Annotated in this window: 23 protein-coding genes and 5 pseudogenes; 10 read left to right on the forward strand and 18 right to left on the reverse strand. The window is 74.0% G+C overall.

The features are described 5' to 3' along the window. The 6 genes and pseudogenes from KPL57_RS05530 to KPL57_RS05550 all read right to left on the reverse strand — a co-directional run. The gene (locus KPL57_RS05530; RefSeq protein ID WP_226350762.1) at positions 1 to 186 is read right to left on the reverse strand and encodes an alpha/beta fold hydrolase; all 186 of its coding nucleotides are present in this window, start codon (positions 184 to 186) and stop codon (positions 1 to 3) included. Then, positions 183 to 857 carry an alpha/beta fold hydrolase gene (locus KPL57_RS05535; protein ID WP_226350763.1) on the reverse strand — a complete coding sequence of 225 codons (675 nt, stop codon included), beginning with the start codon at positions 855 to 857 and terminating at the stop codon, positions 183 to 185. The genes KPL57_RS05530 and KPL57_RS05535 overlap by 4 nt, the downstream gene beginning before the upstream one ends. Continuing rightward, positions 854 to 1234 carry an isochorismatase family protein gene (locus tag KPL57_RS69355; RefSeq protein WP_308252786.1) on the reverse strand — a complete coding sequence of 127 codons (381 nt, stop codon included), beginning with the start codon at positions 1232 to 1234 and terminating at the stop codon, positions 854 to 856. The genes KPL57_RS05535 and KPL57_RS69355 overlap by 4 nt, the downstream gene beginning before the upstream one ends. Next, positions 1135 to 1506, reverse strand: coding sequence for an isochorismatase family protein (locus KPL57_RS69360; RefSeq protein WP_308252783.1), 372 nt, complete (start codon positions 1504 to 1506; stop codon positions 1135 to 1137). Before KPL57_RS69360 ends, KPL57_RS69355 begins: the two co-directional genes overlap by 100 nt. Next, on the reverse strand, positions 1503 to 2051 hold the full coding sequence (locus tag KPL57_RS05545; RefSeq protein ID WP_226350764.1) for a (2Fe-2S)-binding protein: 549 nt from the start codon (positions 2049 to 2051) through the stop codon (positions 1503 to 1505). Before KPL57_RS05545 ends, KPL57_RS69360 begins: the two co-directional genes overlap by 4 nt. After that, positions 2048 to 2461: pseudogene (locus tag KPL57_RS05550) on the reverse strand (molybdopterin cofactor-binding domain-containing protein); the annotation flags it as partial. The gene KPL57_RS05545 and the pseudogene KPL57_RS05550, both read right to left, overlap by 4 nt. A gap of 142 nt (positions 2462 to 2603) precedes the next feature. On the opposite strand from KPL57_RS05550, the gene KPL57_RS05555 reads away from it, so the two are divergent. Continuing rightward, on the forward strand, positions 2604 to 3827 hold the full coding sequence (locus KPL57_RS05555; RefSeq protein WP_226350739.1) for an ISAs1 family transposase: 1224 nt from the start codon (positions 2604 to 2606) through the stop codon (positions 3825 to 3827). A gap of 16 nt (positions 3828 to 3843) precedes the next feature. Here KPL57_RS05555 and KPL57_RS05560 read toward each other — a convergent pair. After that, positions 3844 to 4518, reverse strand: a pseudogene (locus tag KPL57_RS05560) (molybdopterin cofactor-binding domain-containing protein); the annotation flags it as partial. 108 nt (positions 4519 to 4626) lie between these two features. Here KPL57_RS05560 and KPL57_RS05565 point away from each other — a divergent pair. Further along, positions 4627 to 5424 carry a transposase family protein gene (locus KPL57_RS05565; RefSeq protein WP_226350737.1) on the forward strand — a complete coding sequence of 266 codons (798 nt, stop codon included), beginning with the start codon at positions 4627 to 4629 and terminating at the stop codon, positions 5422 to 5424. A gap of 31 nt (positions 5425 to 5455) precedes the next feature. On the opposite strand, the pseudogene KPL57_RS05570 reads toward KPL57_RS05565, so the two are convergent. From KPL57_RS05570 to KPL57_RS05600, 6 genes and pseudogenes are all read right to left on the reverse strand, one after another. Continuing rightward, positions 5456 to 6736 (reverse strand): annotated as a pseudogene (locus tag KPL57_RS05570) (xanthine dehydrogenase family protein molybdopterin-binding subunit); the annotation flags it as partial. Further along, positions 6729 to 7513, reverse strand: a pseudogene (locus KPL57_RS05575) (xanthine dehydrogenase family protein subunit M). The pseudogenes KPL57_RS05575 and KPL57_RS05570, both read right to left, overlap by 8 nt. Continuing rightward, positions 7510 to 8916, reverse strand: coding sequence for an MFS transporter (locus KPL57_RS05580; RefSeq protein WP_226350765.1), 1407 nt, complete (start codon positions 8914 to 8916; stop codon positions 7510 to 7512). Before KPL57_RS05580 ends, KPL57_RS05575 begins: the two are co-directional and overlap by 4 nt. A gap of 12 nt (positions 8917 to 8928) precedes the next feature. Continuing rightward, positions 8929 to 10199 (reverse strand): annotated as a pseudogene (locus KPL57_RS69365) (FAD-dependent monooxygenase). 135 nt (positions 10200 to 10334) lie between these two features. Then, positions 10335 to 10748, reverse strand: coding sequence for a MarR family winged helix-turn-helix transcriptional regulator (locus KPL57_RS05595; RefSeq protein WP_226350768.1), 414 nt, complete (start codon positions 10746 to 10748; stop codon positions 10335 to 10337). Positions 10749 to 10948: 200 nt separating this feature from the next. Then, positions 10949 to 11455 (reverse strand): TetR/AcrR family transcriptional regulator, encoded by a 507-nt coding sequence (locus KPL57_RS05600; protein WP_308252784.1) that lies wholly within the window; start codon positions 11453 to 11455, stop codon positions 10949 to 10951. A 403-nt stretch (positions 11456 to 11858) separates the two neighbouring features. Here KPL57_RS05600 and KPL57_RS05605 point away from each other — a divergent pair, with 403 nt between their 5' ends. Both KPL57_RS05605 and KPL57_RS05610 read left to right on the forward strand, forming a co-directional pair. Continuing rightward, complete coding sequence (locus tag KPL57_RS05605) at positions 11859 to 12113, forward strand: hypothetical protein (protein ID WP_226350769.1); 255 nt, start codon at positions 11859 to 11861, stop codon at positions 12111 to 12113. Further along, complete coding sequence (locus KPL57_RS05610; RefSeq protein WP_226350770.1) at positions 12056 to 12652, forward strand: hypothetical protein; 597 nt, start codon at positions 12056 to 12058, stop codon at positions 12650 to 12652. Before KPL57_RS05605 ends, KPL57_RS05610 begins: the two co-directional genes overlap by 58 nt. Positions 12653 to 12746: 94 nt before the next feature. Here the strand turns inward: KPL57_RS05610 and KPL57_RS05615 are convergent, their stop codons facing one another. Further along, positions 12747 to 14399 carry a glycoside hydrolase family 13 protein gene (locus KPL57_RS05615; protein WP_075307981.1) on the reverse strand — a complete coding sequence of 551 codons (1653 nt, stop codon included), beginning with the start codon at positions 14397 to 14399 and terminating at the stop codon, positions 12747 to 12749. Between the two features lie 83 nt (positions 14400 to 14482). On the opposite strand from KPL57_RS05615, the gene KPL57_RS05620 reads away from it, so the two are divergent. Next, positions 14483 to 15508: a LacI family DNA-binding transcriptional regulator gene (locus KPL57_RS05620; protein ID WP_226350771.1), complete on the forward strand. Its 1026-nt coding sequence runs from the start codon at positions 14483 to 14485 to the stop codon at positions 15506 to 15508. On the opposite strand, the gene KPL57_RS05625 is transcribed toward KPL57_RS05620, so the two are convergent. Together KPL57_RS05625 and KPL57_RS05630 are read right to left on the reverse strand one after the other, a co-directional pair. Continuing rightward, entirely contained in the window at positions 15501 to 17237 is a 1737-nt protein-coding gene (locus tag KPL57_RS05625; RefSeq protein ID WP_226350772.1) for an HAD-IC family P-type ATPase, read from the reverse strand. The two genes, KPL57_RS05620 and KPL57_RS05625, sit on opposite strands and share 8 nt — an antisense overlap. Continuing rightward, on the reverse strand, positions 17237 to 17965 hold the full coding sequence (locus KPL57_RS05630; protein WP_170917028.1) for a GntR family transcriptional regulator: 729 nt from the start codon (positions 17963 to 17965) through the stop codon (positions 17237 to 17239). Before KPL57_RS05630 ends, KPL57_RS05625 begins: the two co-directional genes overlap by 1 nt. 59 nt (positions 17966 to 18024) lie before the next feature. Here KPL57_RS05630 and KPL57_RS05635 point away from each other — a divergent pair, with 59 nt between their 5' ends. Continuing rightward, on the forward strand, positions 18025 to 19563 hold the full coding sequence (locus KPL57_RS05635; protein ID WP_226350773.1) for a long-chain-fatty-acid--CoA ligase: 1539 nt from the start codon (positions 18025 to 18027) through the stop codon (positions 19561 to 19563). 49 nt (positions 19564 to 19612) lie between these two features. Next, on the forward strand, positions 19613 to 20029 hold the full coding sequence (locus KPL57_RS05640) for a hypothetical protein (RefSeq protein ID WP_226350774.1): 417 nt from the start codon (positions 19613 to 19615) through the stop codon (positions 20027 to 20029). On the opposite strand, the gene KPL57_RS05645 is transcribed toward KPL57_RS05640, so the two are convergent. Continuing rightward, the gene (locus tag KPL57_RS05645; protein ID WP_043279421.1) at positions 20014 to 20301 is read right to left on the reverse strand and encodes a DUF1540 domain-containing protein; all 288 of its coding nucleotides are present in this window, start codon (positions 20299 to 20301) and stop codon (positions 20014 to 20016) included. The genes KPL57_RS05640 and KPL57_RS05645 overlap by 16 nt on opposite strands. A gap of 349 nt (positions 20302 to 20650) precedes the next feature. Here KPL57_RS05645 and KPL57_RS05650 point away from each other — a divergent pair, with 349 nt between their 5' ends. Then, complete coding sequence (locus KPL57_RS05650; protein ID WP_020624910.1) at positions 20651 to 21457, forward strand: SGNH/GDSL hydrolase family protein; 807 nt, start codon at positions 20651 to 20653, stop codon at positions 21455 to 21457. 66 nt (positions 21458 to 21523) lie between these two features. On the opposite strand, the gene bla is transcribed toward KPL57_RS05650, so the two are convergent. Continuing rightward, positions 21524 to 22435 carry a class A beta-lactamase gene (gene bla / locus KPL57_RS05655; RefSeq protein WP_226350775.1) on the reverse strand — a complete coding sequence of 304 codons (912 nt, stop codon included), beginning with the start codon at positions 22433 to 22435 and terminating at the stop codon, positions 21524 to 21526. A gap of 84 nt (positions 22436 to 22519) precedes the next feature. On the opposite strand from bla, the gene KPL57_RS05665 reads away from it, so the two are divergent. Together KPL57_RS05665 and KPL57_RS05670 are read left to right on the forward strand one after the other, a co-directional pair. Then, positions 22520 to 23389, forward strand: coding sequence for a LysR family transcriptional regulator (locus tag KPL57_RS05665; protein WP_308252785.1), 870 nt, complete (start codon positions 22520 to 22522; stop codon positions 23387 to 23389). Further along, positions 23386 to 24285, forward strand: a complete 900-nt coding sequence (locus KPL57_RS05670) for a serine hydrolase (RefSeq protein ID WP_226350776.1) — start codon at positions 23386 to 23388, stop codon at positions 24283 to 24285. Before KPL57_RS05665 ends, KPL57_RS05670 begins: the two co-directional genes overlap by 4 nt. The last annotated feature ends 7 nt before the right edge of the window (positions 24286 to 24292 follow it).

Here is a 24292-nt window from a genome sequence, read left to right on the forward strand (position 1 = left end):
TCAGCCCCGGAGGAGCCCGGTGAGCGTCGTGCGCAGCAGCCCCAGCGCCGCGGCCGGGTTGTCCCAGAACACCATGTGCCCGGCGTCCGGGACGGCGACGAGCCGGGCGTCCGGCTGGGCGGCGGCGAGCTCGGCGACCCCGGACGCGGGCACGACGGGAGAGTCCGCGCCGTACAGCAGCGTCACCGCGCCGGGACGCTCGGCCAGACGTCGAAGAAGTCCTCGGACTCGAACCCGGCGTGCGTCGCGGCGATCGCGGCCTCGTCGCAGGAGGACAGCCAGCGCGCGCGCAGCTCCTGCTCGCGGCGGGGCCAGCGCGGCCAGGACCGCGCGACCCCGTCGGCGTCGGTGCCGTGCTGCGCCTTGTGCAGCTGGCCCAGGAACGCCTCCAGCGTCGTCGGGTACGGCGAGCGGCCGGGTCCCGACAGCGGCGGGTCGACGAGGACGGCGCCGCCGACCGGCCGTCGCGTCGCGGCGACGGCGGCGATCCGGGCGCCCATCGAGTGCCCGAACAGGATGGTGTCGGGGCCGAGCTCCAGCGCGTCGAGCACGGCCAGCGCGTCACCGGCGTAGTCGTCGAGGGTCCAGGAGCCGCCGGTGTCGGACAGCCCGCGACCGCGGACGTCGAGCACCACCGGGCGGCACAGGTCGACGAGCTCGCGGGCGACGAAGTCCATCGTCACCGCGGGGCTGGTGATGCCGGGCAGGACCAGCACGGCGACGCCGTCGCCGCCGTAGTCCAGGGCGTGCAGCGCCAGGTCGCCGTGCCGCACCCAGCGGGACACGGCGGGGACGTCGGCGAGGTCGGCGAGCGCGTCCTGGCGGACCTGCCGGAGACGGGTGGACGTGACGGTCACAGGAGTCCCTTCAGGTAGGCGAGCGCGTCGTCGAGACCGATCACGTCGCCGTACTTGGCGTGGATGTCGAACAGGTTCGCCTCGTGCGGCCCGGCCGCGCGGTCGCCGACGCACTCACGCGGCACCAGCACGCCGAAACCGGACTGGACGGCGTCGACGGCGGTCGCGCGGACACAGCCCGAGGTGGTGGCCCCGCACACCAGCACGGTGTCCACACCGGAGGACTGCAGCAGGGTCGCGAGCCCGGTGTCGAAGAACGCCGAGGCACCCTTCTTGGTCAGGGTGTGGTCGGTGCCGCGGACGTCGAGCCGGGGGTCGAAGCCGACGGCGGCGAACCCTCGACGAGCGAGCGCATGCCGGGCGCCTTCACCAGCCAGGGCAGGGTGTCGAGCTCGGCGGGGGTGTAGGCGATCGTCGTCCACACCACCGGGGCGTCGAGGGTGCGGGCCGCCCCGACCAGGGTCGACGTCGCCGCGACGACCTCGGACAGCTCGCTGCCGGTGGGCAGCGCGGGATCGGTGAACCCGACCGTCAGGTCCACGACGACGACCGCGGGCCGGGTCCCGCGCCGCGCGGCCGCGCCGAACCCGGCCGTGGCATAGGTCGCGTCGGTGCCGGCCCCGTGCAGACCGGTGGCGTGCGGGCTCATGCGGACGCTCCGTCCAGTGCGGACTGCGGTGCGGAACGGGGTGCGGAGTCCAGTGCGGACTGCAGCGCGGCGCGGCGCCGGCCCGCGCAGTCCTCCACGGCGTCGACGATGGTCTGGTAGCCGGTGCACCGGCACAGGTTCGACGCCACGACCTCGCGGATCTGCTCGCGATCCGCGTCGGGGGACTCGGCGAGGTAGCCCTCGGCCAGCATCAGGAACCCGGGGGTGCAGAAGCCGCACTGCAGCCCGTGGTGCTCACCGAAGCACTGCTGCAGGTCCGACAGCCCGCCGTCGGGCCCGGACAGCGACTCGACCGTACGGATCGCCGCGTTCTCCACCTGCACGGCGAACAGCAGGCAGGCGCGGGCGGGCGCGTCGTCGACGAGCACGGTGCACGCCCCGCAGATCCCGTGCTCGCAGCCGACGTGGGTGCCGGTCAGCCCCAGGTCGTGGCGGAGCACGTCGGCCAGCGTGCGGCGCGGCGGGATCGCCAGCTCGTGACGCTCGCCGTTGACGGTCAGCTCGACCAGCTGGACGTCGGTCACGATGCCTCCTGGTTCAGGGCCGCGAAGAGGGCGGCGCGGGGGATCGGGGTGGAGTCCAGCTCGACGCCGGTCGTGCGCAGCGCGTCGTTGACGGCGTTGAGCACGGCCGCGGGGGCGCCGATCGTGCCGCCCTCGCCCGCGCCCTTCGCGCCGTCGGCGGTGAACGCGCACGGCGTCTCGAGGTGCTCGATGCGCACGTCGGGGATCTCGGCGGCGGTCGGGACCTTGTACTCCATGAAGCTCGGCGCGAGCGGCTGGCCGAGCTCGTCGTAGACGACCTGCTCGAACAGCGCCCCGGCGATGCCCTGGGCGATGCCGCCGCGGGCCTGCCCCTCGACGACGCGCGGGTGGATGGCGACGCCGCAGTCCTCGACGCAGACGTAGCGCAGGATCTCCACGCCGCCGGTGCCCCAGGGCCCCGGCAAAGTCGTGATGGGTGGGTCCTGAGCTGCGGTGATGTGGGGGGTGGGGGTGGGTGCGGACACAGGCTTGGCGTGATCATGAGGGTGTCGAATCCTTGCTCACGTCAGGAAGCCTGTGTCCGCAGTGTCAGTGTCTCCGATCGTTGCTGCTCTGGAAGGCCTGGAGGTCGGTCCTGACGCGGGGAGAGCCGCGCCGGTCGGTGAGGCGGCGGGGTTGTCGCTGGTGGAGGCCCTGTCGCGAGTGCCGGACCCGCGGAAACCACGCGGTGTCCGCCACGGTGTCCTCGCGGTGTTGCTACTGGGGGCGTGCGCGGTGTTGGCGGGGGCCCGGTCGTTCACCGCGATCGCCGAGTACGCCCATGACGTCGGCCGCGCCGTGCTGGACGTGCTCGGGGTGGGCGCGGTCGCTCCGCACGAGTCGACCATCCGCCGGGTCCTGCAACGGGTCGACGCCTCGGCGCTGGAGGCGGCGTTGCAGTCCTGGGTGTTGCCCCAGCTCAGCGCCCAGCCGGCCCCGGAGGGCACACCCCGGCGAGAACAGCGTCGCGTGCTGGCCTTGGACGGCAAGACCCTGCGCGGCGCCCGCGTCCGTGCCGCCGACGGCAGGGTCTGGCTCCCGCATCTGGTGTCGGTGCTCGACCAGACCAGCGGTGGCGTGCTCGGCCAGGTTCAGGTCGCAGAGAAAGGCAGCGAGATCACCGCGTTCACCGCGCTGCTCGACCCCCTCGACCTCGACGATGTACTGGTCACCGCGGACGCTCTGCACACCCAGCGAGCCCACGCCGACTACCTACACCGCCGCGGCGGGCACTACCTGATGACGATCAAAGCGAACCAGCCCACGCTGCTGGCACGGGTACGGGCGCTGCCCTGGACCCAGATCGGCGTCGCTGATCGTCAACGCGGGCGTGGGCACGGCCGCGTCGAGACCCGCACGATCAGCGTGGTCAGCCTGCACCCCTGTCCCGACCTGGGCGCAGAGTTCTTCCCCCACGCATCCCAGGCGATCAAGCTGGTGCGCCGGCGTCGCCCACTGCGGCCTGGCGGGAAGTGGAGAACCGAGACCGCCTACGCGATCACCAGCCTGACCAGCACCGACGCCGATCCAGGACTGCTCGCCCGCTGGATCCGTGGGCACTGGTCGATCGAGAATCGCCTGCACTGGGTCCGTGATGTCTGCTTCGACGAAGACCGCGCCACCGCCCACACCGGTCACGCCCCGCAGGTCATGTCGGCGTTGCGGAACCTCGCGATCACCGCGCTACGCCTGCACGGCGTCAGCAACATCGCCGCAGCACTCCGCCACCACGCCCGCGACCCCCATCGACCACTGACCACCTACAAGATCATCTAGCGACTTTGCCGGGGCCCTGGCCGGTGCCCGGGTCCAGCGCGACGACGCAGCCGTGCGTGGCGTTGGAGAACGTGCCGTCGCCGCCGACGTCGAAGCTCGCCGTCGCGGTCAGGCCCGGCCCGACCTCCTTGGGAAGCAGGTGCGCGCGCAGGTAGGCGACGTCGGCCAGCTCGGCGTAGGAGAACGTGCGGTCCCCGGCGCGCACCCCGCCGCGGCCGTCGAGCCGGGCCGAGTCCACGTCGGTCCCGGCCAGGTGTGCGGCCAGGGCACGGAGCTGGTCGCCCAGCTTCACCGCCGCCGCGGCCGCCGCGGACCCGCCGATCGTCACCGAGCGGGACGCGAACGAGCCCCAGCCGTAGGTGATCCGGTCGGTGTCGCCCTGGACGATCGTGACCTTGTCGTAGGGCAGGCCGAGCCGGTCGGCGACGATCTGGGCGAAGGTCGTCTCGTGGCTCTGGCCGTGCGAGAGCGTGCCGGTGGTGACGGTGACCGTGCCGTCCAGGTCCATCGTGATCTGGGACAGGTCGAACCCGGGGACGACCTGCATCTTCCGCGCCGCGAACGCGCCGGAGCCGTAGCCGGTGCGCTCGGAGAAGCAGGAGTAGCCGATGCCGAGGACCCGGCCGTCGGACAGGCTGCGCCCGGGCCAGCCCTCGTCGCGCAGCACCTGCTCGCACAGGTCGAGGGACTGAGCCTTTTTCAACCTGACGTTTGTGCTGGTCAGGGGCGTGAAGGCCGGCCGGGGTGGGGCTCCTGGTAGACGGATGGGTGTCGAACCGTCGTCTGCCAGGAGCCCCGTGTGCTGTCCTACCCATCCGGGATGAACGTGTCCAGCCGTAGCGTCCGTGATCTTGCTGATCTTCTCCGGGGGCATCGGCGTCAGCGTGGAACACGCTGGCGCCGGCTCTCAGCCGGTCGGCAGGCCTTGCTGGTGCTCGCCTACCTGCGTAAGGGCGAGACCTACGCTGCCCTGGCCTGCGGGTTCGCGGTGAGCACCGCGACGGTGTACCGGTACCTGACCGAGGCGATCGGTCTGCTCGCCGCGCTCGCCCCGACCCTGGAACAGGCCATCACCGTCGCCGCTGGGAAGGCGTTCGTGATCCTGGACGGCACGCTGCTGCGTATCGACCGGGTCGGCATGACATCCGGCTACGACCGGGCGTTCTACTCCGGCAAACACAAGTGCCACGGCCTGAACGTGCAGGTCATCGCCGACCCCGTCGGCAGGCTGGTGTGGATCTCCCCACCGCTACCCGGAGCCCGGCACGACATGGGTGCCGCCCGCGCCCACGGGATCATCGACGCGGTCAACACCGCCGGGGTGCGGGCGATCGCTGACACCGCCTACCAAGGCGGCGGGCCCGCGATCACCGTCCCCCACCGACGCCGCCGCCGCGACCTCGACACCGGCCGGTACCGGCCCCTGTCAGCGAATCAGAAAGCGGTCAACGCCGCCCACGCCCGACGACGGGCACCCGGTGAACGGGTCAACGCCGAGCTGAAGAACTGGAAGATCCTCCGCAAGATCCGCTCCAGCCCCAACCAGGCCACCCAGCTCGTCGCCGCGGTCCAGACCCTCATGATCACAGCTACCTGACCAGCACAAACGTCAGGTTGAAAAAGGCTCACTCCCGGTAGGACCCCGGGTCGTAGGTGATCGCGTTGACCCCGCGGTAGGGGAACTCGGTGATCAGGTTGCGGCGGCGGACCTCCAGGGCGTCGAGCCCGAGCTCGCGGGCGGCGCGCTCCATCAGCCGCTCCATCACCATCACGTACTGCGGCCGGGACACCCCGCGGTACGGCGCGGTCGGCGCCTTGTTCGTGGTGACCGCGCGGCCGCGCACCCGGTAGGCGGGCACCCGGTAGACGCCGGGCATCTCCGCCGAGGCCATCAGCGGCTCGATGCCCGCGGTGAACGGGTAGCAGGAGTAGGCGCCCATGTCGCAGACGACGTCGGACTCCAGGGCGAGGATCTCCCCGTCGGCGGTGAACGCGGCGCGGGCGGTGTAGTGCTGCTCGCGGGCCAGGAAGCTCGCGGTCAGCGCCTCGCGCCGGTCCTCGATCCACTTCACCGGACGGCGGAGCCGCTTCGCGGCGGCCGCGGCGACGATCTCCTCCCGGCCGACGACGCACTTCTGCCCGAACCCGCCGCCCATGTCCGGCACCAGGACCCGGACCTGTCTCTCGTCGAGCCCGGCACAGCGGGCCAGGACCGTGCGGACCTGGTGCGGGACCTGGGTGCAGGTGCGCACGACCAGCTGCTCGTCGCGGTCGTCCCAGTCGGCGACGACGCCGCGGGTCTCCAGCGGGAGCGCGTTCTGCCGACCGGTCCGTGCCTCGACCGAGACGACCGTGTGCGCGTCGGCGAACACGTCGTCGATGCCCTCGGTCGCGAACAGCGACACGTCCACGAGCACGTTGCCGGGGGCCTCGTCGTGCACCGGTGGGCCGGCCGCGGCCAGCGCGGCGGCCTCGGTGACCACCGGGTCGAGCGGGTCGAGCTCGACGACGGCGGCCTCCACCCCGTCCTCGGCGGCGTAGGGGTCGGTGGCGAGCACGATCGCGAGGGGCTCGCCGACGTAGCGGACCTTCTCCCCGGCCAGCACCGGCATCGAGGTCGGGACGAACTCCTCGATCGGCCGGTCGAGCAACGCGGTGATGTCGCGCAGGGCGAGGTCGGCGGCGGCGAACGCGGCGACGACGCCGGGGACCGCACGGACCTCGGACAGGTCGACGTCGACCACCCTGGCGTGTGCCTCGGTGCTGCGCACGAACGCGGCGTGCAGCATCCGGGGCAGGGTGATGTCGTCGACGAACCGGCCGCGGCCGGTGAGCAGCCGCGGGTCCTCCCGGCGCGGGACGGACGCGCCGACCCAGCTGCCGTCGCGGCGGAATCCGGGCTCAGCCACCGGCGGCCTCCTCCCGTGCCCGGGCGACGAGGGTGCGGACCAGGCCGCGGCGGTACGCCGCGGGGATCCCGGCCTCGTCGCGCAGCTCCAGCCCGTCGGCGATCTCCGACGGCGTCCCGGCCGGGCCGACCAGCACCGGGACGGCGCCGACCCCACCGAGCACGACCTCCTCGGTGTCCAGGTCCACCCCCGCCGCGACGACGGCGAAGTCGCCACGCCGGTCGGCGTACTCGGTGAGCGCCGCCCGCGGCGCGGGCCGGGGGAACACGACCTCGACGATCACCTCGTCGGGGGCCAGGGCGGTGGTGAACGGGCCGAGGAAGAACTCCCGCGCCCGGATCTCGCGGCGCCCGCCGGCCCCTCGGCGACGACCACGGCGTCGAGGAGCACGGCCAGCAGACACCACTCGGCGGTGGCGTCGCCGTGCGCGATCGACCCCCCGACGGTGCCGCGGGTGCGGATCGGCAGGTGCCCGACCCAGCGCATCGCGGCCGACAGGACCGCGAAGTCCGGCCCGAGGTCGGCCCGCTCGACGGCCCGGTGCGTGGTGAGTGCGCCGATCCGGAGTGCACCGCCGGTGCGGTGGATGCCGGCCAGGCCCGGCACGTGCGTGAGGTCGATCAGGTGCCCGGGGCGGGCCATCCGGTAGTTCATCATCGCGACCAGGCTCTGCCCGCCGGCGAGCAGCTTGGGCTCGTCGTCGGCCAGCTCGGTCAGCAGGTCGACCGCCCCGCGCACCGACGACGCCCGGTGGTAGGTGAACGCGGCGGGCTTCACGCCTTCTCCACCCGCTCCACGGCCGGCGCGTCGAGGGTCTGCTCGTCGCCGGTGATGCGGTCCAGCTCGCGACCCCGGGTCTCGGGGGCGCCCAGCGCCATGAACGTCACCGCAGCCACCACCAGCAGCGCCATCAGCGTGAAGGTCAGCGGCAGGCCCAGCACCGGCCACAGCAGGCTGCCGAAGATCAGCGGGACGAAGCCGGTCACCGCCCGGCTCGACGACGACGCCCAGCCGAAGCCCGAGGCCCGCAGCTCGGTGGGGTAGAGCTCGGAGACGTAGGCGTACATGACCGGGATGACGACCAGGGCGAAGAACCCGAACACCGCGATCATCGCGACCGCAGCCGTGGACGAGCCCATGACCAGCGAGAACACGACCAGCGACAGTGCGGCGCACGGTCCCGCGACGCCGATGACCCACTTGCGGCCGACGACCTCGACCAGCAGCACCGAGGTGATGACCTCGAGGATGCCGACCGCGTTCATGACCGTGGTGGAGGCGAACGCGGCCACCTCGCCCATGCCCTGGGCCCGCAGGATCGACGGCATCCAGGACAGCGCGGCGTAGTAGACGACCATGACGGTGATGAACAGCGACCAGGCGACGCCGGTGATGCGCGGGTTGAACGACCACACCATGCGTAGCTGCTCGGCCAGCGCGCCGAGACCGCGGCGGCGCGAGGTGGTCGGCTCCGGCGCGGCGGCGGTGATCGTGTACTGCTCGACGGGGGCGCCGGTGCGGCGGACCATGTCGTCGATGACGGCGCGGGCCTCGGCCTCGCGGCCGGTCCGGGCCAGGTAGAGCGGGGACTCCGGGACGCCGCGGCGGACCCAGACCAGCAGCAGCGCGGGCAGCACCATCAGCGCGAGCATCCAGCGCCAGTTGCCCTCGACGGGCACCAGCAGGGTCGCCGACAGCCCGGCGAGGGTGGCGCCGATCGGCCACCAGCCGTCCATCGCGGCGAGCACCTTGCCCCGGTAGCGCCGGGGTGAGAACTCGCTGACGATCGCGTAGTCGACCGGGATGCAGCCGCCGAGCCCGATGCCGGCCAGGAAGCGCAGTGCCAGGAAGACCTCCCAGCTGGGGGAGAAGGCGCCCAGTACGGAGAACAGGGCGAAGATCAGCAGCGTGATGCTGAAGACCCGCTTGCGGCCCATCCGGTCGGCGATCGTGCCGAACGCGACGGCGCCGACGGCCATGCCGATGAGGTTGGCCGTCGCGACGAGGCCGCGCTGGCCGGTCGAGAGGTCGAACTCGACGCCGAGCAGTGGGGTGAGGAAGCCGTTGAGGGCGACGTCCCAGGCGTCGAACATGTAGCCGAGGCCGCCGATGAGGAAGATCTTCCCCTGGCCGCCCCAGCGCCAGGGCAGGTCCTGGACGACCTGGTCTCCGGTACGCATGTCGGTGCTCCTCTATCGGGCGAAGGGGTAGGTGACGGACTCGTCGTCCGGATCGTTCAACGGGGAACCCCGCCACAGCCAGTCGTAGGACACGTCGGACTCGCCCTGGAAGCGGCGCAGCTTCTCGTCGCGTTCACGCGCTGCTCGGGGCCGTCGGGCAGGTGGTAGAAGTCCATGTTCTGCAGCGAGGCGTCCTGGACGACGCCCGCGTGCTTGGCGCGGCGCTGCACGTAGCGGCGCGAGCGCGGTGTCGATCCCGCCGCGGCCGGCCGCGCCGAGCTCCTCGGCCAGCACGGCGGCGTCCTCCATCGCCTGCGAGGCGCCCTGGGCCTGGTAGGGGAGCATCGCGTGGCAGGCGTCGCCGAGCAGGGCGACCCGGCCGTCGAGCCAGACCGGGTCGCGGCGGCGCCGGTACAGCGCCCACACCGAGACGTCGTCCTTGGCCTTGGACAGCATCGCCGGGACGCGGTCGTCCCAGTCGGCGAAGTCGGCGACGAGGTCCTCGGCGGTGGCGGGGGCGCTCCAGTCGCGCTCGACCTGCTCGGTGCAGGGCACGATCGCGACGACGTTGAGGTACTCGCCGCGGCGGATCATGTAGTGCACCAGGTGCTTGCCGGGGCCGTACCAGATCGTGGAGTGGTAGCGGTCGAGCAGGAACCGGGTCGCCGGGTCCGCGGCGATCAGCTCGCCGGGGATCAGGGCGCGGTAGGCCATCTCGCCGGAGAAGGCGAGGGTGTCGTCGAACCCGGCGAGGTCGCGCCCCCGGACCGGATGCCGTCGGCGCCGACCAGCACGTCGCCGGCGACCCGCAGCCCGCGCGCGGTGACCGCCACCGGGCGGCCCGGGTCGCTGCGGTCGAGCTCGACGACCTTCGCGTCGGTGTGCACGGTCACGGCGGGGCCGGGCCGTCCGGGTCGAGGCAGGCATCGAGCAGGACCCGGTGCAGGTCGGCGCGGTGGTAGTGCCAGTACGGGGCGCACCGTAGGCCTCGACGACCTGCTGCCCGAGCGGGAGCTGGGCGATGATCGAGCCGTCGGCCCAGCGCCGCGCGCACCTGGTCCTGCGGGGCGGTGTGGATCCGCTCCAGCGACCGGCGCAGCCCCAGGCCGAACAGGATGCGGCTGGCGTTGGGGGCGGTCTGGATCCCGGCGCCGACCTCGCCGAGCTGCGGCGCGGCCTCGCACGGTGGCCCGGAAGCCCTGGCGGCGCAGGGCCAGTGCGGCGGTCAGCCCGCCGAGGCCGCCGCCCGTGACCGTGATCTCCAGGGACTGGCTGGGTGCCACGACTACCTCCTCGCATCCGGCGGACCTGTGACGTGGCCCGCACGAGAAGTAATCCGAGCACGTACTATCCGGATACGCAAGGTTCTCGCGGGAACGACCCGGAAGGGAAACGGGGGTGTAACCGGGCGGGCGGGTTCAGTCGTCGCCGGGCAGCGACGTCCGCTCCGCGACCGCCTCCCAGTGGGCGCCGAGGGTGTTGAGCAGGCCGGCGATCTCCGAGCGCCGGTCCTGCGGGACCGCGGCCAGCAGCTCCGCGTCCAGGCGCCGCGTCCGGCGGGTGACCTCGGCGAGGGCGGCCGCGCCGTCGTCGGTGAGGGAGAGGATCTTGCGCCGGGCGTCGCGGGGGGACTCGGTGCGCTCGATGAGTCCTCGGCGCTCCATCCGGCGGCAGACGTCGGCCATCGTGGAGGTGTCCAGGGCGACGGCGCCGGCCAGCGAGCTCTGGTCGGACTCGGGGTAGGCGCGGATCGCCGACAGCACCGCGAACTGCGGGCCGGTCAGCACCGGGTCGACGTGGCGGCTCCAGGCGGCGAGGTACGCCTGGTACATGCGGCGCGCGCCCGTAGCCGGGGGCGGCGACCAGGTCGGCCGGCGGAGCGGTCGCGACGGCGCGGACGGCGGTGTTCCCCGCGGTCCGTTCCGCGGCGCAACGGCTCGCCCATGATGCCTCCGTGCTCGTCCGGGCCGGTGCCCTCGTCCGGGACGGATCCTACGTGTCCGGACGATCACCCGGGTGCCCGGGCCGGGGCTCAGCGCGGACGCAGGCCGTCGACGAGCAGGTCCAGCAGGCGTCCGGCCTGCTCGCGTCCCTGCGGGTCGGCGACGGCCATGCAGATCCCGCTGGTGCCGACGAGCACGTCCGCGGCGTCGACGTCGTCGCGCAGGGTGCCGTCGGCGATGCCGGCCTGCTGGAGCAGGCGGACGGCCTCGACCATCCGCTCGCGACTCTGGGCGAACGGGTTGTGCCCGCAGGCGACGAGGGCGTGCAGCGAGTCCGCGAGGTGCTTCTTGGTGATCACGTAGTCGACGAAGCGGTCCATCCAGGCCCGCAGTGCCTGGTCCGCGGGCAGCTCGGTGCGCAGCTGTTCGGCCGCGGCGCAGAGCCGGTCGAGCTCGTTGCGGTAGACCGCCTCGACCAGGGAGTCCCGGTTCGGGAAGTGCCGGTAGAGCGTGCCGATGCCGACGCCGGCGTCCTTCGCGATGCCGTCGAGGGTCGTGGCGGGGCCGCCGCGGCTCTCCGCGGTGAACGCGCGCACGGCCGCGGCCAGCAGCAGCTCACGGTTGCGCGCGCCGTCCGCGCAGGCCGGAACGTGTGCTGGTGCCCATGACGGTGCCTCCTCGGGTGGACTGACGATCCCACGATACGTCTTGCGATCCGGAGGATGCTCCGGATAGAGTCCCGAGTCATACGGAGGATCCTCCGTTTACTTGTCCCCGGGGACACGGCGACGCAACGACGACGTCACCGACCGCGTACCCGGTGCTCAGAAGGGATCACGCCATGCTGTTCCGCTCCACGACCGACCGATCCCGTCCCGTCTCCACCATCACCTCGACCACCTCGACGGCGCCGCTGTCCTCCCGGTCGCACCGGCCGGGCCACCGCCTCCGACGTCCTCGCCGGCGTCGACCTCACCGGGCGGCGCGCCGTCGTCACCGGTGCCACCACCGGGGTCGGCCTCGCGGCACCGCCCGCGCACTGGCCGCCGCCGGGCCGAGGTCACCCTCGCCGTGCGCGACGCCGAGGCCGGGGCCGTCGCCCGCGACGGCATCGTCGCCGACACCGGCAACGAGCGCGTCGCCGTCGGCGAGCTCGACCTGTCCGACCAGCGCTCGGTCGCCCGCTTCGTGCGCCTGTGGGACGGCCCGCTGCACATGCTCGTGCACGCCGTCGCCGGTGCCCGGCCCCGCTGACCCGCACCGTCGACGACTGGGAGCTGCACCTGGCCGTCAACCACCTCGGGCCGGCGTCGCTCACCTCGGGGCTGCACTGGGCGCTCACCGCGGTCGACGGCGCGCGGGTGGTCACCGTGACCTCCGCCGCCCACCGGGACGCGGCGTTCGACCCGGAGGACCCGCACTTCTCCGACCAGCGCTACGACGCCCACCTCGCCCACGCCCGGTCCCGGAGTGCGGCGCTGCTGCACGCGGTCGAGGCCGCGCGTCGCTGGTCGGGCGACGGGATCGCGGTGAACGCCGCCGACCCCGGCCCGGTGGGGGTCGACCCCGAGCAGGGGGCCGCGACGGTCGTACTGGCCGCGGCGTCACCGCTGGTCGGTGGGATCAGCGGGCGCTACTTCGCCGGGCTCGCGGAGGCGGGACCGGTCGGGCCGGGAGTGGAGGGCGGGGTCGCCACCCACGCGCTCGACCCGGTCGTCGCACGGCGGGTGTGGCGCTGGACCGAGCGCACGCTGCGCGAGGTCTGGTTCGCCGGGCTGCCCATCGTCGCCTGAGCCGCCGACGGCCGGGCCGGGCGGGTGCCCGGCCCGGCCGTCGTGGGCGGACCGGCCGGCGACGCGGCTCAGTGGTGCGGCTCAGTGCCGCAGCTCAGTGGCGCAGCCACACCGCGGTGTCGGAGGGGACCTCGCCGCGCGCGGTGAGCGGGCCGCTGGCCAGCATCACCTCGGCGTCCTCGGGCAGCGACACCGGCGCGGAGGAGACGTTCACCAGGCAGGTGAAGCCGCCGTCGCCGGCGTCCGAGGTACGGGTCAGGGCCAGCGTGCCCTCCGGCGACTCCTGCCAGGCCAGGGTGCCGCCGCCGAGCGCGGGGTGGGCGCGGCGGATGGCCAGCGCGTCGCGGTAGAGGTGCAGCACCGAGTCCGGGTCGGCCTCCTGGGCGTCCGCGGCGTGCCGGGCGAAGACCGCGGGCTGGGGCAGCCACGGTTCGCCGGACGGGCCGAAGCCGAAGCCCGGCGCGTCCGCGACCCACGGCAGCGGGACGCGGCAGCCGTCGCGTCCGCGCAGGGTGTGCCCGGACAGCTCCCAGGTCGGGTCGTCGAGCCGGTCGGTCGGGATGTCCTCGACCTCGGGCAGCCCGAACTCCTCGCCCTGGTAGAGGTACGCGGTGCCGGGCAGCGCGAGCATCAGCAGCGTCGCCGCGCGGGCCCGGCGCAGCCCGAGCTCCGGGTCGGCAGGCAGGGCGATCACGTCGTCGAGGTTCCAGCCGCGCCCGGCCTCGGGCTTGCGGGCCAGCCGGCTGGGGTGCCGGCAGACGTCGTGGTTGGACAGCACCCAGGTCGCCGGTGCGCCGACCCGGGTGTTCTCGGCGATCGCGTCGTCGATGTTGGCGCGCAGGTCGTCGGCCAGCCAGGCGGCGGTGAGGAAGTTGAAGCTGAACGCGGTCTGCAGCTCGTCCGGGCGCAGGTAGCGGGCCAGCCGCTGCGGGTCCGGCACCCAGGCCTCGGCGACGAACACCCGCGGCGGGTCGTAGGTGTCGCCGATCCGGCGCCACGACCGGAAGATGTCGTGCACGCCGTCGCGGTCGAGGTAGGGGTGGCTGCCGTCCTGGACGTCGTTGACGCCCTCGACGATGTCGGGCAGCCCGGGCTCCTTCACCATCGAGTTCGCGACGTCGACGCGGAACCCGTCCACACCCCGGTCGAACCAGAAGCGCAGTGTCTCCTCGAAATCGGCGCGGATCTCCGGGTGCTCCCAGTTCACGTCCGGCTGCCGGATGTCGAACAGGTGCAGGTACCACTGCTCCGGGGTCCCATCGGGGGAGACGACCCGCTCCCACGCGGACCCGCCGAACATCGACTGCCAGTTGTTCGGCGGCAGCGCGCCGTCGGTGCCGCGGCCGTCGCGGAAGATGTAGCGCTCGCGCTCCGGCGAGCCGGGGCCGGCGGCCAGCGCCTGCCGGAACCACACGTGCTCGTCGGAGTGGTGGTTCGGGACGATGTCGAGCAGCACCTTGATGCCGCGCTCGTGCGCCTCGGCGATCAGGGCCTCGGCCTGCGCGGTGTCGCCGAACATCGGGTTGATCGCGCGGTAGTCGGCCACGTCGTAGCCGCCGTCGGCCAGCGGAGACGGGTACCAGGGGTTGATCCAGATCGCGTCGACGCCGAGCCGGTCGAGATGGTCGAGCCTGCTGCGCAGGCCGGTGAGGTCACCGGTCCCGTCGCCGTTCCCGTCGGCGAAGCTGCGGATGTAGACCTGGTAGACGACGGCGTTGCGCCACCAGTCCTGCTCGTGCACGGACATGATGCTCCCGGGGACGGATCGTGGGCGGGGCGGTGTTGCAGAGTGTTTCATCCGGTTGCAACCGCTGTCGAGAGGCGGGCACGATGACCCCCGTGACGGACGAGCCGGTGCGCGAGGTCGTACGCCGGGTGGGTGTCCGGCGGGTCGCCGAGCTCGCCGGGGTCTCGCCGGCGACGGTGTCGCGCGCCCTGCGCGAGGGCACCCCCGTCTCGCACGACACCCGCGAACGCGTCCGGCGGGCGGCGGCCTCCCTCGGCTACTCCGTCCCGGTCCGGCCGCTGACGGTCGCCGTGCTCGCCCGCTTCCCGACCCGCTGGTTCTTCGCCGAGGCCGTCGCCGGGGTGGAGGGCGTGCTGTCCGCGGCCGGGCACGTCACCCAGCTGCACAACCTCGGCGACCCTCAGGCGCGGGCGCACTTCTTCGCGACGCTGCCGGTGCGCGGTCGCGCCGACGGGCTGATCGTCGTCGCCTCGGCCATCGACACCACCGAGGCCGCGGCGCTGGACGCGCTGGGGATCCCGGTCGTCGTACTCGGCGGGGACATGCCCGGTCGGCCGCGGATCGGCATCGACGACCGCGCCGGTGCCCGGACCGCCGTCCGTCACCTGCTCGGGCTCGGCCACCGCGGCGTCGCGCTGGTGTCGTTCGACCCCGACGAGGCCAACGGCCGCGCCACGACGACCGACCGGCGCGACGGCTGGGCCGACGCGCACGCCGAGGCCGGGCGCCCCCGAGGCCCGGTCGTCGCCACCGGGGCCGGGGTGGCCGACGGCGACGCCGCGGCCGCCGAGCTGCTCTCGCTGCCGGTGATGCCGACCGCGGTGTTCGCGATGTCCGACGAGCTCGCCGTCGGCGTGCTGCGCACCCTGCGCCGCGCCGGCGTGACGGTGCCGGGGCAGGTGTCGGTGGTCGGGTTCGACGACCACGGGTCGGCCGCCGTCGCCGAGCTCACCACGGTCGCCCAGCCGGTCCGCCGCCAGGGCGAGCTCGCCGCCCGGGCGCTGCTCGCCGCGCTGGGCGGCGGCGTCCCCGGTGATGTCCCCGGCGACATCGAGGTGCCGACCCGGCTGGTGGTCCGGGCGACGACGGCGCCACCGCGGGTCAGCTGACCAGCCGGTCCGGGCGCAGTTCCACCCGGCGCAGCAGCTGCGCGTTCAGCGCGACGACGACCGTCGACAGGCTCATCAGCAGCGCACCGACCGCGGGCGGGAGCACGAACCCGACCGGGGCGAGCACCCCGGCCGCGAGCGGCACCGAGACCAGGTTGTAGCCGGCCGCCCACCACAGGTTCTGCAGCATCTTCCGGTACCCGGCGCGGGACAGTGCGATCACCGACAGCACCCCGCGCGGGTCGGACGAGGCGAGGACCACCCCGGCCGAGGCGACGGCGACGTCGGTTCCGGCCCCGATCGCGATGCCGACGTCGGCCCGGGCCAGCGCCGGGGCGTCGTTCACGCCGTCGCCGACCATCGTCACGACCGCGCCGCGGGCCTGGAGCCGGGCCACCGCCTCGTCCTTGCCCTCGGGCAGCACCTCGGCGACCACCTCGTCGACGCCCAGGTCGCGGGCGACCGCCTCGGCTACCGGGCGCGCGTCGCCGGTGAGCATCACGACCCGCACACCGCGGGCGTGCAGTGCGTCGACCGCGGCCCGGGACTCCGGGCGGACCGCGTCGGCGAGCGCGAGCGCGCCCACCACCTCGCCGGGTTCCGCACCGGTCACCACGTACAGCACGGTGGCTCCGTCGTCGCCCCACCGGCGCACGTCACCGGCGAGCTCGGCGGGCACACCGAGACCGCGCTCGCGCAGCAGCGCCGGGCCGCCCACCGCGACCGGCCGCCCGTCGACGGTCGCGGAGACACCGCGTCCGGTGTAGGAGCGGAACCCCTCGGCGACCGGGACGTCCCGCCCGTCGGCCGCGGTGACGACCGCCCGGGCCAGCGGGTGCTCGCTGTCGGCCTCGACGGCGGCGGCCAGGGCCAGGGTCTGCTCGGCGCCCGCGGTCCCGACGACCCGGGGGCTGCCGGTGGTCAGCGTGCCGGTCTTGACGTAGGCGACGGTGTCGTCGAAGGCGCGGCGGGCGAGCCCGAGCATCAGCCCGGCGAGCATCATCCGCTCCAGGTTCAGGCCGGCCATGAGCTGGCGCCAGCCCTGCCCCTCGGTGCCGACGACGGCGTCGGCGGGCAGCTCACAGGCGTCGAAGTAGAGGTCGTTGACCTCCTTGCCGCCCATCGTCTCGATACCGCGCACGGTCAGCCCCGCGGCGTCGGCGGGAACGACGAACATGGTGAGGCCGTCGTGCTTGCCGCCCTCGGTGGAGGTGCGGGCGACCAGCAGGATGTGCGACGCGATGTGCGCGTTGGAGCACCAGGTCTTCTGCCCGTCGATCCGCCAGCCGGTCTCGGTCTTGGTCGCCTTGCACTTCAGGCCGCCGACGTCGGAGCCGGCCTCGGGCTCGGACATCGAGATCGCCAGGACGTTGCCCCGGCACATCCCGCCGAGCAGCTCCTGCTTCTGGTCCTCGGTGCCGAACTTCTCGATCGCGGCCGCGGTGATGGCGGTCGTGCCGAAGCCGGCGATGGGGGCCTGGCCGTAGGCGGTCTCCTCCAGGAACACGAGCAGCTCGCGCATGCCCTGGCCCGCACCGCCGTAGGCCTCCGGGGCCGCGATGCCGACCCAGCCCAGCTCGGCCATCTTCCGGTACAGCTCGTCGGAGTGGGCGTGCCGGCCGCCGTCGGTCAGCTCGTCGCGGCGCTCCTTGGAGCCGACCTCGCGGCGGCAGAACTCGCCGATCGCGGTGGCCAGGGCGGCCTGCTCCTCGGTCAGGGTGACGGGCATCAGATGACTCCTTCGTCGTGGTGGGTCCACATTCCGGTGCGGTCCAGGTGTGCGAGCAACAGGTCGCGGCCGTCGAGGACGTGGCGGCGCATCGCAGCCCGTGCCGCGTCCGGGTCGGCGGCGCCCAGTGCGTCCAGCAGGACGACGTGCGCGTCGACCGCGCCGGTCCGCCAGGCGGGCGAACCGGTGTAGAAGTGCGCCGGCAGGTAGTGCGACGAGCGCCCCACCAGCCAGGCGAGCTTGCGCGACCCCGCCGACCGGTTGATCTCGGCGTGCAGCCGGTGCTCGGCGGACACGAGCGGGTCCAGCTCGGCCGGGTCGTGGGTCTCGGGGGTGTGTTCGCACAGCCGGGCGATCCGGTCGGCGAGCTCGCGCAGCGGTGCGAGATCGGCGGGGGACAGCCGCTGCGCGGCACGCGCGGCCAGCGTCCCGGTCAGGTCGGCCTGCACCTCGAACAAATCCGCGACGTCGTCGCGGGTCAGCTCGGCGACGACGAACCCGCGCCGCGGCACCGCGTGGACCATGTCCTCGGCGCGCAGCGACTGGAGCGCCTCGCGGACCGGGGTGTGGCTGACGCCGAGGTCGGCGGCGATCCGGTCCATCCGCAGGAAGGTGCCCGGCCGGAGCTCGCCGGACAGGATGCGGTCCCGCAGGACGAGCGCGATCCGGTCGGGCAGCTGGGGGGTGCGACCCGGTGAGAGGTCGAGCACGGAGTCGGCCGTCGACACGCCAACTATCATATACGATTCTGTCGAACCTGCGTCACCGACGACCGAGGGAGAACGACGTGCCAGGTCAGAGCTCTGCCGAGGACTTCCGGCTCACCGACATCCTGGCCGATCCGGCCCGCGCGGACCTCGTCGCGCTGTCGGTCGACGGCGTCGCCACGACCTACGGCGAGCTGGAGCAGCGGGCCGGGCGGACCGCGGCGGCACTGCGCGACCTCGGTCTCGGTGCGGGGGACCGCGTCGTGTGGATCGGGAAGAACCGGCCGGAGTTCCTGGAGCTGCTCTTCGCCGCCCCGCGGATCGGCGCCGTGTCGGTCCCGCTCAACACCCGGCTCACCGAGGCCGACCTGCTGGCACTGGTCGACGACGCCCGCGCCGGGCTGGTGGTGCTCGGCCCGGACTTCGCCGGGCTGCGCGCGGCGTTCGGAGAGCGGCCGGTCGTCGTCGTGGGGGAGGACCACGCGGCCTGGCGCGATGCCGCGACCACCGTCCTGCCGTCGTCGCCGCCTGCCGGATCCGGCCCGGACGACACGGTGCTGCAGCTCTACACGTCCGGCACCACCGGCCTGCCCAAGGGGGTGCTGCTCGCGCACCGGCAGTTCAGCGCGCTGCTACTCGCCGCCGGGCACTGGTCGATCGACCACACGTCGTCGGCGCTGGTCGCGATGCCGCTGTTCCACATCGGCGGGGTCGGCTACGCGCTGGTGTGCCTGGCGGCCGGCGCGCGTTGTGTGCTGGTCGCCGACATCGTCCCCGGCCCGCTGCTCGACACGATGACCGACGAGCGTGTCACGAACGCCTTCCTCGTCCCCGCCGTGCTGCAGATGCTGTCCGCGGTGCCCGGTGCCGCCGACCGGGACTGGTCGGCGCTGCGGTCGATCGCCTACGGCGCCTCGCCGATCACGGTCGGCGCGTTGCGTGCGGTCGTCGAGACCTTCCGGGCGCCGCTGTTCCAGGTCTACGGTGCGACCGAGACCACCGGTGCGATCACCCAGCTCGATCCGGCCGACCACGACCCGGACGGCCCGCGGGCACACCTCATGCGCTCGGCCGGGCGGCCCTACCCGTGGGTCGAGCTGACGATCGTCGACCCGGCGACCGGTCGCGTACTGGGCCCGGGCGAGGTGGGGGAGGTGCGGATCCGCTCCGACCAGGTCACTGCCGGCTACTGGAACCGGCCCGAGGACACCGCGGCCGCACTCGGCGACGACGCCACGCTGCGCACCGGCGACGGTGGCTACCTCGACGCCGAGGGATACCTGTTCCTCACCGACCGGATCAAGGACATGATCGTCACCGGCGCGGAGAACGTGTACCCGATCGAGGTGGAGAACGTGCTGTCCGAGCATCCCGACGTCGCCGACGTCGCGGTGATCGGGGTGCCCGACGAGCGCTGGGGCGAGGCGGTGAAGGCCGTCGTCGTGCCGCGGCCGGGGACGACGGTCGATCCGCAGGCGCTCATCGAGTGGTTGCGCCCACGGATCGCGGGCTTCAAGCGGCCCCGCTCGGTCGACGTCGTGGAGGCGTTGCCGCGCAACCCCAGCGGCAAGATCCTCAAGCGCGAGCTGCGCGAGACCTACCGCAAGGCCTTCACCTGACCGAGATCATCGGTTAGCCTCGCCTCAGTACCGGTGAGGGAGGGCTTCCATGTCTCTGCGTCTGCCGACCGGCAGCATCACGGTGCTGCTCGGACCGTCGGTGCAGCGTCGCCGCACGATGAACCGGCTCGACGACGCGAGTGGTCGGTGCGCGGACGGGCACGATGCCGTGGTGCGCAGGCTCGGCGCGCGGGCGACCGAGTCGGCGGCCGACCGGCTGGCGTCGGTGGAGGCGGTCCGGCGGGGTCCGACCGCGATGGTCCTCGCCGACCGCCTGACCGACAGCCTCGACGCGCACGACCGCAGCACGGTGCTCTTCGCACTGCGGGCGGTCGCCGCGGACGGGGTCGCCGTCCTCGTCGACGACATCGACCCCGTCGCGGCCCTCGCCGTCGCCGACGGCGCGTTGCGCGTCGACGAGCGCGGCGAGGTCCGGATGGAGGAGCTGGCCTACTTGGCCTCGTAGGTGAGGCAGTCGGCGGCGTCGGCGCCCGCGCCGATGTTCACCGACGACGCGGTGCACTCGAGCTTCTCGTTGAACCGACAGTCCGAGCGGTGACAGGCACCGACGAGACCGTTGCCGCTGCCGCCGCGGAACGAGATCTCGACGAAGGTGCCGCAGTGGGCGTGCTCACCGGAGATCGTGATCGCCCCCGCACCGCAGCTGGAGTCGGAGTTGTAGGAGCAGCTGGTGGCGGCGCACTGCTGAACCTGGGGCATGTCCTGAGCCGTGGTCATGGCGCTCAGGTTGTCGGGGTCGCGTGACGCGCGCCAGGCAACAGAGGCTCGCCTGACCGGCGGTGCGGGCCGCCTCACTTGCACCCCCGACCTGGGCGTCTGTTGCGGCACACCTCTCAGATGAGTGGTGTGAATCACATTGCGTGCCCGTCGGATGGGTGATCCGCAGTGGGCGCGGAGGTGGCGGGCCGGTGACGGCACCTCTCGGTCACCCGTCGCGTCCGCCGTCCGCCGTCCGTCGCACGGGCCCCCGCGCCGGCGGTCCCGGAGCCGTGCGCGGCGGACCGGTGGGGGTGGGCGATGATCCTGTCTCCGGACCCGGTGGAGCGGGCCCGGAGAGGGAGGCGACGTGGACGAGGACCTGATGGGCCGGCTGATCCGGTTCGCCGACCTGACCGCCTGGCCGGCGTTCGCGGCGCTCGGGGTGCAGGAGGAGTCGATCGACCGGCTGCTCGCGACGACCGCGGGCCTGGACCCGTCGGCCGTCGCCGGGGTTCGTGCCGGGCTCGCCGCACGGGTCCGGTCCGCGGCGCGGGCACTGCGGAACGAGCCGCCGGTCGCCGACGGGCTGCACCGGATGGGGCTGCGTCCGGGAGAGCGGGTCGTGGTCGTCGGCGACTCGCTGTCCGCCGACCGGCTGAGCTGGGCACGGCTGCTCGCCGAGCTGGTCCCGATGGTCGAACCGGAGACGACGGTCGAGGTGCTCGCGCTGTCCGGCCGGACCAGCTCCGAGGCGCTCGCGCTCGGCCCGGTCCTGGTCTCCCGGGTGCCGACCCGGGTGCTGGTCATGCTGGGCACGAACGACATCCGCCGGGAGGGCACGACCACCGGGATCCGGATGGTGTCGATCAGCGAGACGGCACGGAACCTGCGGGCGCTGCGCCTGCTGCTGGAGACCGAGAGCGGCGCCCGGGTGCGGTTCGTCGTCCCGCCGCCGGTCGACCCCCGTCGGGTGGCCGCCACCCGCGAGCTCACCGGCGAGTGGTGGGACCCGGCCGACGTCCCCGAGCTCGTCGCGACGGTCCTGGAGGTCGACCCGGATGCGGTCGACCTGTCCGGGATGCCGGTGCGGCCCGACTTCTGGGAGGACGACGGCCTGCACCCCAGCCCGATCGGCCAGGTCGCGATCCTGCGGGCGGTGCTCGCCCGGATCTGACCGGCGCCCCCGCTCCCGCCCCCCGGCCGGACCTCGGTGTCCGGTCGGGTCGGGTGCGCCGTCGGATCAGCCGCGCAGCGCGGCGACGGCGGCGCGGGCCGCGGCGGCGACGGCGGCCTCCCCGCGCTGCTCGTCGGCCGGGTCGGCCGGGACGGTGAACACCGTCAGGACCAGCGGTGCGCCGTCCGGCGGGTAGAGCACCCCGGAGTCGTTGCGCTCCCCGCGCGGTCCGGAGCCGGTCTTGTCGCCCACGCCCCAGCCCGCCGGGACCGCCGCGCGGATCTGCCGGTCGCCGGTGGTGTTCGCGCGCAGCCAGCCGGCCAGCCGGTCGCGCTGTGGGGCCGGGAGTGCGTCGCCGAGGACGAGGGTGCGCAGCGTGGACGCCAGCGCGGCCGGGGTCGAGGTGTCGCGCTCGCCGTCGCGGTCGTTCAGCGCGGTCTCCGCGCGGTCGGAGCGGGTGACCGTGTCGCCGGTGGTGCGGAGCCAGGCGGTCAGCTCGGCGGGGGAGCCGACCTCGCGCAGCAGCAGGTTGTGGGCGGTGTTGTCCGAGACGGTGATGGCGGCCTCGCACAGCTGGGCCACCGTCATCCCGGTCGCGAGGTTCCGGGTGGTGACGGGCGCGTACTCCAGCAGGTCCGCGCGTCCGTAGCGGACCGGGCGGTCGAGCAGGCCGGGGTCGGACAGCGAGCGGTGCAGCGTGAATCCGGCCATGAGCGCCTTGGTCACCGAGCACATCAGGAAGCGGTCGCCGCCGCGGTGCCCGGCGCTTCGGCCGGTGCCGGTGTCGAGCACGTGCACCCCGATCGTGCGGGCGTAGGTGCGCTCGACGTCGGCAATCGCGGGGATCGGCGCGGTCCCGGTGTCCGGGGCCGGCGGAGCGGCTGCGGGAGGAGCGGGTGCGGGCGGTGCACAACCGGTCAGCGCGGTGCCGCCGAGTGCTGCGCCGGCGAGGAGCAGGGAGCGACGTGAGATCGTCATGGGCGCACCGTGGTCGATCCGCGGCGATAGCGCGAATACGATCGAGCTGCGCGTGTGATACCCGTTCGATATGAGGCGAGGCCGGTGGACCTGCTACGGCACCTGAGCTTCTTCGTCGCCGTCGCCGAGGAACGGCACTTCGGCCGCGCGGCCGCCCGGCTCGGCATGGCGCAGCCGCCGCTGTCGCAGGGACTGCGCCGGCTCGAGACCCGACTCGGGGTGGTGCTGTTCGACCGCGGACCCGGTGGCGTCGCGCCGACGGCGGCCGGGCGCGACCTGCTGCCCCGCGCCCGTGCGCTGCTGGAGGACGCCGATGCGCTCGTCCTGGCCGCCGTCCGACACGCCGAGGCCGCCCGGGTGCTGCGGCTCGGGGCCGTCGCCGACCTCGGCCCGGCCGCGACCGCACGGCTGGCTGCCCGCGCGGCGGCGGTGACCGGGCTGCGGGTCGCGCCCACCGTCGCCACCACGGTGGCCCTGGTCGACGCGGTGTCGGACGGGACGCTCGACGTCGCCGTCGTCGCGCACCCGGCGGTGCTGGAGTCCGCGCGCGCCGGTCCGGTCGTGGCGTTGCCGACCACGTTGTTGCTGCCCGCCGGACACCCGGCCGCGGCGGGGCCCGGGCCGGTCGTGCTGCGGACGCTGCGCGGCCTGGAGCTCGCGACCACGCCGCGGGCGCACGCCCCGGCCGCCCACGACCTGCTGCTCGACACCCTCGACATCCGTGGCTGCCCGGTCACCGCGGCCGGGGCCGCGTCGCCGTCGGAGGCACTCGCGCTGGTCGCGACGGGTGCCGCGTTCGCGCTCACCCCCGATCCCGGCCTGGGCGCCGAGGGCGACGCCCGCCGATCGGCGGCGGGGGAGCCGGTGCCGTTCCGGGTCCGGGTGGTGCACCGCACCGGGACACCGGAGGGCGTCGTCGACGCGCTCGTCGCGGCACTGCGGGAGCCCGGGTGAGCCCCGCCGACGAGGTCCGCGCGGTGTTCCGCGACGCCGGGGTGCGCGGCTGGCTGCACGCCCGCCCGGTCTCCGGGGACGGCCCGCACCACTCCGACCGCGACGTCGACGCCGGCGCCCACGCCCCTGTCGTGATGGCGTCGGTCTACAAGCTGTTCGTGCTGGTCGCCTACTGCCGGGAGGTCGACGCGGGCACGGTCGACCCGCGGGAGCCTGTCGTCGTCCCGGTGCCGCGCACGCCAGGGCTCACCGGCATCTCCGCGCTCGTCGACCCGGTGACGATGAGCTGGCGGGACCTGGTCACGTCGATGGTGACGGCCTCGGACAACGCCGCGGCCGACGTCGTGCACAGCCGGGTCGGCCGGGACCGGGTCGCCGCGCTGCCCGCCGAGCTGGGCCTGTCCGGGACCCGCATTCGCGGCGGCACCGACGACGTGTTCGCCGACCTGCTCGCCGACACCGGTACCGACGACGTCGCCGCGGCCTTCGGGGTGCTCGCCGACAACGACGTCCCGGTCGAGGTCCGCGCGCTCAGCCCGGTCTACGGGTCGGCGACCACCGCCGCGGACGTCACCGCGCTGCTCGCGCTGCTGTGGCGGGGCGAGCTCGCGTCGGAGGCGTCGACGGCGTTCGCCCGCCGGCTGCTCGGGGCCCAGATCTGGCCGCACCGGCTGCGTGCCGGATTCCCCGCACCGACGCAGGTGGCGGGCAAGACGGGCACGGTCGGCGCGGTGCGCAACGACGTCGGGGTCGTGACCTACCCGGGCGAGCACCCGGTCGCCGTCGCCGTGTTCACCCACTCCGCCCGCAGCGACACCACCGTGCCGCGCGCGGACGCCGCGATCGGCGCCGCCGCCCGGGTCGCGGTGCACGCGCTGCGGGCCCCCGCGCTCTGAGCCGCCG

This window comes from Pseudonocardia sp. ICBG601, from assembly GCF_020496245.1.